At 70.5% G+C, this 6000-nt stretch carries 5 protein-coding genes; 4 read left to right on the forward strand and 1 reads right to left on the reverse strand.

The window, feature by feature from the left end; translation table 11 throughout:
- Positions 1-231: 231 nt before the first annotated feature.
- Complete coding sequence (locus tag ABD207_RS18420) at positions 232-567, reverse strand: WhiB family transcriptional regulator (protein ID WP_343997583.1); 336 nt, start codon at positions 565-567, stop codon at positions 232-234.
- Between the two features lie 380 nt (positions 568-947).
- On the opposite strand from ABD207_RS18420, the gene ABD207_RS18425 reads away from it, so the two are divergent.
- From ABD207_RS18425 to ABD207_RS18440, 4 genes are all read left to right on the forward strand, one after another.
- Positions 948-1559 carry a response regulator transcription factor gene (locus ABD207_RS18425; RefSeq protein WP_003948568.1) on the forward strand — a complete coding sequence of 204 codons (612 nt, stop codon included), beginning with the start codon at positions 948-950 and terminating at the stop codon, positions 1557-1559.
- 795 nt (positions 1560-2354) lie between these two features.
- The gene (locus tag ABD207_RS18430) at positions 2355-2942 is read left to right on the forward strand and encodes a sigma-70 family RNA polymerase sigma factor (RefSeq protein WP_167993801.1); all 588 of its coding nucleotides are present in this window, start codon (positions 2355-2357) and stop codon (positions 2940-2942) included.
- Between the two features lie 173 nt (positions 2943-3115).
- Complete coding sequence (gene guaB / locus ABD207_RS18435; protein WP_344014193.1) at positions 3116-4618, forward strand: IMP dehydrogenase; 1503 nt, start codon at positions 3116-3118, stop codon at positions 4616-4618.
- 239 nt (positions 4619-4857) lie between these two features.
- Complete coding sequence (locus ABD207_RS18440) at positions 4858-5982, forward strand: GuaB3 family IMP dehydrogenase-related protein (protein WP_344014196.1); 1125 nt, start codon at positions 4858-4860, stop codon at positions 5980-5982.
- Positions 5983-6000: the final 18 nt, after the last annotated feature.

A 6000-nucleotide genomic window follows, 5' to 3' on the forward strand; every position in this document is an offset into this window, starting at 1 on the left:
GTGGTTCGGTGGCGCTCGGCAGCCTTGGGTGGTTCGGCGGGGCCCGTCCGGCGGCCGTGTCGTGGAGTGGGGCGGCCCCACCGGCGCACGGTCATCCGTCGGCCACGGTCACGGTCACCTCATGAGTCGGCTCGCCGCGGCAGATCGGCTCGCTGGGCGCTGCGCCTGGTGGTCACCTCCACCGAAAAAACAAGGGCACGTCTGGCGTGCCCGAGTTGCAGAAACGTTCCTTCAGGATTTCGAGGCGGCGTGCCCGCCGGCAGTCGACGCCGAGGCCGACACCAGCCGGTTCCGCGCCCGGCCCATCAACTCTTCGCGCTCGTCCTCGGTCAGGCCGCCCCAGACGCCGTACGGTTCGCGCACCGCCAGCGCGTGTGCGGCGCACTCGGCGCGCACCGGGCACCTCATGCAGACCTCTTTGGCCGAGTTCTCACGAGCGCTGCGTGCCGCACCCCGTTCGCCCTCCGGGTGGAAGAAGAGCGAGCTGTCCACCCCGCGGCACGCAGCCAGGAGCTGCCAGTCCCACAGGTCCGCGTTCGGTCCGGGAAGGCGGGAGAAATCTGCCATTGCGTGACCCCTTGTAGCCGTTCTGGGCGGATCCGGTGTCCACGACCGTACAACTACGATCCAAGGAGATGAAAATATGACTCATTGCGAATCTAGCTCCAGACACCTGGAAACGGGAAGAAAAGGGTCTGAATGGGGCATGGGTTGTGATGAAAGCTTGAGGGGCTCCCGCGCGTATCTCCATCGTGTCCGCCCCCTCACGTAGAGTGCCGAAGATGGCAGACGGCCCCGTAACTCTTTCGAGTGACCGTCGTTGAGAGTGCGAGGCGGTTGAAAGAACAAGCGCTCGGGCGGGCGTCCGAGACGGTCGACCGCACAGGTGACGATTTCGTACCAGCCTGGAGGCTCAAGGTGACGCGCATCAGCTGCGGAGGGCGGCCATGACTTCCGTCCTCGTCTGCGACGACTCCCCGCTTGCCCGAGAGGCGCTCCGCCGCGCGGTCGCGACCGTGCCCGGCGTCGAGCGCGTGACGACGGCGGCCAACGGCGAGGAAGTCCTCCGCCGCTGGGGCGCCGACCGCTCGGACCTGATTCTGATGGACGTACGCATGCCCGGCCTGGGTGGCGTCGAGACCGTCCGGCGACTGCTGTCCGCCGACCCCGGCGCGCGCATCATCATGCTCACGGTCGCCGAGGACCTCGACGGTGTCGCCCTCGCCGTGGCCGCCGGTGCCCGTGGCTATCTGCACAAGGACGCCTCCCGCGCCGAGCTGCGGGCCACGGTCACGCAGGCCCTCGCCGACCCGACCTGGCGGCTCGCCCCGCGCCGGCTGCGCTCCGCCGAGATGGGCGCAGCGCCGACGCTCACCGCGCGCGAGATCCAGGTCCTCGAGGGGATGAGCCACGGCCGCTCCAACGCGGAGATCGGCCGCGAGCTGTTCCTCTCCGAGGACACGGTCAAGACGCATGCCCGGCGGCTGTTCAAGAAGCTGGGCGCGTCCGACCGGGCGCACGCCGTGGCGCTCGGATTCCGGTGGGGCCTGGTGCGCTAGGACCTGTCCTTCGGATCGGACCGGCTGCGGCGCGGCCCATGGAGCGGCTGCGAATGAGACGGCTCCCGGCGAGCGGGGGCATGTGGATGCCCCCGCCCGGGTTCTTCGCCTGCGCGGTGCCGGGGGCGGCCGCCGGTGCGGACGGGTGCGGTCGCCCTCTCCCGTGGGTCGTGCGGCTGCGGGCCGGGCGCGGGTTATGCGTGCCGTACGCGAGGCATGTGGCGCACGCGGGTCTCGTCCCGTGCGGGGCTTGCGCGCCGCGCAATTCGTACTCCTGGCGCGCACCGCTCACGTCGGGCCCGCCGCACGCGCCGTGCGGATCGTCCAAGCTGTCCGAGCCGAACCCGCTGTCCACGTTGCGCGAGACGTCGGACTCGTACGCGCCGTGCGACTCGTACGCATCGTGCATCTCATGCGCGGCGCGCGAACGGCGACGGCGCTCCCACCCCCGAGGGGCACCCGTAAGGGCACCCGGCAGGGCGCCGGCGCGGACCCGCTGCAGCGCCCCCGGGCCCGGGCCGATCCGGACGACAGGTCCCGAGGCGGACCGTTCACACCGTGCCGGAGGCGCCGCACATCGCGCCCACCAGGGCATCGGCGGCGATCGCCGGAGGCCCGCTGCTCGTTTCGCCGCGGATGACGCATCCTTGAGATGTGGAGTTCCTCGGGGACGAGTCGGTCGAGCGGAAGGGGAGGGCGCAAGGGATGAGTTCCGGCGCACCTGCTCATAACGCTTCGGTGCACAACGAGCGACGTGGTGTCACGGACTCTGCGTCCGCAAGGCACCATGGACCGATGCGCGAGGACGAGGCGGGCACTGCCCAGGGGGCGATCGGTGCACTCGTCCATCGCGCCGTCGAGGGCGATGAGCAGGCCACGCACGATCTGCTCGCCCACGTTCACCCGCTGGCCCTGCGGTACTGCCGTACCCGGCTGTCCCGGCTGCCCGGGGACGCCCGTCACTTCGTCGAGGACCTCGCCCAGGAGGTCTGTGTCGCGGTGCTGCTCGCGCTGCCCCGCTACCGGGACACCGGGCGCCCCTTCGAGGCCTTCGTCTTCGCCATCGCCGCCCACAAGGTCGCCGACCTGCAGCGCGCCGCGATGCGTCACCCCGGCTCCACCGCCGTGCCCTCGGACGAGATGCCCGAACGTCCCGACGACTCCCTCGGGCCGGAGGAGCGCGCACTGCTCAGCAGCGACGCCGAGTGGGCCAAGAAACTCCTCGCCAACCTGCCCGAGAACCAGCGCGAGCTGCTGCTGCTGCGCATCGCGGTCGGTCTCACGGCGGAGGAGACTGGACAGATGTTGGGAATGTCACCCGGCGCGGTCCGGGTGGCGCAGCACAGGGCGCTGAGCCGGCTGCGCGCGCTGGCGGAGCAGTAACCACCGCCGCTCGGCCACGGCTTGGCGAGTGAACCGGAGCGCGGGCGTTTCCGTATCACGGTTCCCGTAGGAACGTACGAAGGCCGGAGGCGTGCGAAACCGTGGAATGAGACACCTCCGCTTCCCGTTAGCATGGACATCCGCACCGATCAAGGCCATTTGGGGAAGGTGTCATGACTGCCAACGTCGACGGCGTGCCCGAAAAATTCGCGACTCTCGGGCTGACCTACGACGACGTGCTGCTGCTGCCGGGCGCATCCGAGGTGCTCCCCAACGCGGTCGACACCTCGTCCCGAATCTCCCGCAATGTCCGGGTCAACATCCCGCTCCTGTCCGCCGCTATGGACAAGGTCACCGAGGCACGTATGGCGATCGCTATGGCCCGTCTGGGCGGCGTCGGCGTACTGCACCGCAACCTGTCCATCGAGGACCAGGTCAACCAGGTCGACCTGGTGAAGCGGTCCGAGTCCGGCATGGTCACCGACCCCATCACGGTGCACCCCGAGGCCACGCTCGCCGAGGCCGACGCGCTGTGCGCCAAGTTCCGCATCAGCGGCGTCCCGGTCACCGACCCGGCGGGCAAGCTGCTGGGCATCGTGACCAACCGCGACATGGCCTTCGAGACCGACCGCAGCCGCCAGGTGCGCGAGGTCATGACCCCGATGCCGCTGGTCACCGGCAAGGTCGGCATCTCCGGTGTGGACGCCATGGAGCTGCTGCGCCGGCACAAGATCGAGAAGCTTCCGCTCGTCGACGACGAGGGCATCCTCAAGGGCCTGATCACGGTCAAGGACTTCGTCAAGGCGGAGAAGTACCCGAACGCCGCCAAGGACGCCGAGGGCCGGCTGCTCGTCGGCGCCGCCGTGGGCGCCAGCCCCGAGGCGCTGGAGCGCGCCCAGGCGCTCACCGAGGCCGGTGTGGACTTCCTGGTGGTCGACACCTCGCACGGCCACAACAGCAACGCGCTCAGCTGGATGTCGAAGATCAAGTCGGCCGTGCCGGTCGATGTGATCGGCGGCAACGTCGCCACCCGCGAGGGCGCGCAGGCGCTGATCGACGCCGGTGTCGACGGCATCAAGGTGGGTGTGGGCCCCGGCTCCATCTGCACCACCCGTGTGGTGGCCGGCATCGGTGTCCCGCAGGTCACCGCGATCTACGAGGCCTCCCTCGCCGCCGGCCCGGCGGGCATCCCGCTGATCGGCGACGGCGGTCTGCAGTACTCCGGCGACATCGGCAAGGCGCTCGCCGCCGGTGCCGACACGGTGATGCTGGGCAGCCTGCTCGCGGGCTGCGAGGAGTCCCCCGGCGAGCTGCTGTTCATCAACGGCAAGCAGTACAAGTCGTACCGCGGCATGGGCTCGCTCGGCGCCATGCAGTCGCGCGGCCAGGGCAAGTCGTACTCCAAGGACCGCTACTTCCAGGCGGAGGTCTCCTCCGACGACAAGCTGGTGCCCGAGGGCGTCGAGGGCCAGGTGCCCTACCGCGGCCCGCTGGCCAATGTGCTGCACCAGCTGGTCGGCGGTCTCCGCCAGACCATGGGCTACGTGGGCGCCGCCACCATCGGCGAGATGCAGACCAAGGGCCGCTTCGTCCGGATCACCTCGGCGGGGCTCAAGGAGAGCCACCCGCACGACATCCAGATGACGGTCGAGGCGCCGAACTACAGCAGCAAGTGAGCCCCGCCCGCGCGGCCGGCCGTGCGGCCGCCGTACGCGGGTGAGGTGCGGCTGGGAGAAGCCGTGCGGCGCCGGTCGGCGAGATGCCGTGAGGCGCAGCTCGGCGACATCGTTGAAGCGCGCCCGGCGAAGCTGTGCGGCGCGGAGCAGGGGCGGCCCCGGGAACACCTGGGCCGCCCCTGTCGCATGCGTCGGCGATACTGGAAGACGCTGCAACGCATCAGGGAAAGGCCACAGACGTGACTGAGATCGAGATCGGGCGCGGCAAGCGCGGCCGCAGGGCGTACGCCTTCGACGACATCGCCGTCGTCCCCAGCCGCCGTACGCGGGACCCGAAGGAGGTCTCGATCGCCTGGCAGATCGACGCCTACCGCTTCGAGCTGCCCTTCCTGGCTGCCCCCATGGACTCCGTGGTCTCGCCGGACACGGCCATCCGCATCGGCGAGCTCGGCGGCCTCGGCGTGCTGAACCTCGAGGGCCTGTGGACCCGCTACGAGGACCCGCAGCCGCTGCTCGACGAGATCGCCGAGCTGCCGGCCGACTCCGCCACCCGCCGCCTCCAGGAGATCTACGCCGCACCGATCAAGGAGGAGCTGATCGGGCAGCGCATCAAGGAGGTGCGCGACTCGGGCGTGGTCACCGCCGCCGCGCTCTCCCCGCAGCGCACCGCCCAGTTCTCCAAGGCCGTCGTGGACGCGGGCGTGGACATCTTCGTCATCCGCGGCACCACGGTCTCCGCGGAGCACGTCTCCAGCTCGCACGAACCGCTGAACCTGAAGCAGTTCATCTACGAGCTCGACGTCCCGGTGATCGTCGGCGGCTGCGCCACCTACACGGCGGCCCTGCACCTGATGCGCACGGGTGCCGCCGGTGTCCTGGTCGGCTTCGGCGGCGGCGCCGCGCACACCACGCGCAATGTGCTGGGCATCCAGGTCCCGATGGCCACCGCGGTCGCCGATGTGGCCGCGGCCCGGCGTGACTACATGGACGAGTCCGGCGGCCGCTATGTGCATGTGATCGCGGACGGCGGTGTCGGCTGGTCCGGCGACCTGCCCAAGGCGATCGCCTGCGGCGCCGACGCGGTGATGATGGGCTCCCCGCTCGCCCGCGCGACCGACTCCCCGGGCAGGGGTCACCACTGGGGCATGGAGGCGGTGAACGAGGAGCTGCCGCGCGGCAAGAAGGTCGACCTCGGCACGGTCGGCACGCTGCAGGAGATCCTCACCGGCCCGTCCCACACCCCCGACGGCTCCATGAACCTCTTCGGCGCCCTGCGCCGCGCCATGGCCACCACCGGCTACAGCGAGCTGAAGGAGTTCCAGCGCGTCGAGGTCACGGTCGCCGACTCCCAGCACCGGCGGTAGCCGCCGGGCACACGCGGG

It is taken from the genome of Streptomyces thermospinosisporus (assembly GCF_039526425.1).
In the GTDB taxonomy this organism is placed as follows: domain Bacteria; phylum Actinomycetota; class Actinomycetes; order Streptomycetales; family Streptomycetaceae; genus Streptomyces; species Streptomyces thermocarboxydovorans.

Coding starts and splice junctions, on each gene's coding strand:
- guaB (WP_344014193.1), top strand. CDS start 3,116: ATGACTGCCAACGTCGACGGCGTGCCCGAAAAATTCGCGACTCTCGGG.
- ABD207_RS18420 (WP_343997583.1), bottom strand. CDS start 567: ATGGCAGATTTCTCCCGCCTTCCCGGACCGAACGCGGACCTGTGGGAC.
- ABD207_RS18425 (WP_003948568.1), top strand. CDS start 948: ATGACTTCCGTCCTCGTCTGCGACGACTCCCCGCTTGCCCGAGAGGCG.
- ABD207_RS18430 (WP_167993801.1), top strand. CDS start 2,355: ATGCGCGAGGACGAGGCGGGCACTGCCCAGGGGGCGATCGGTGCACTC.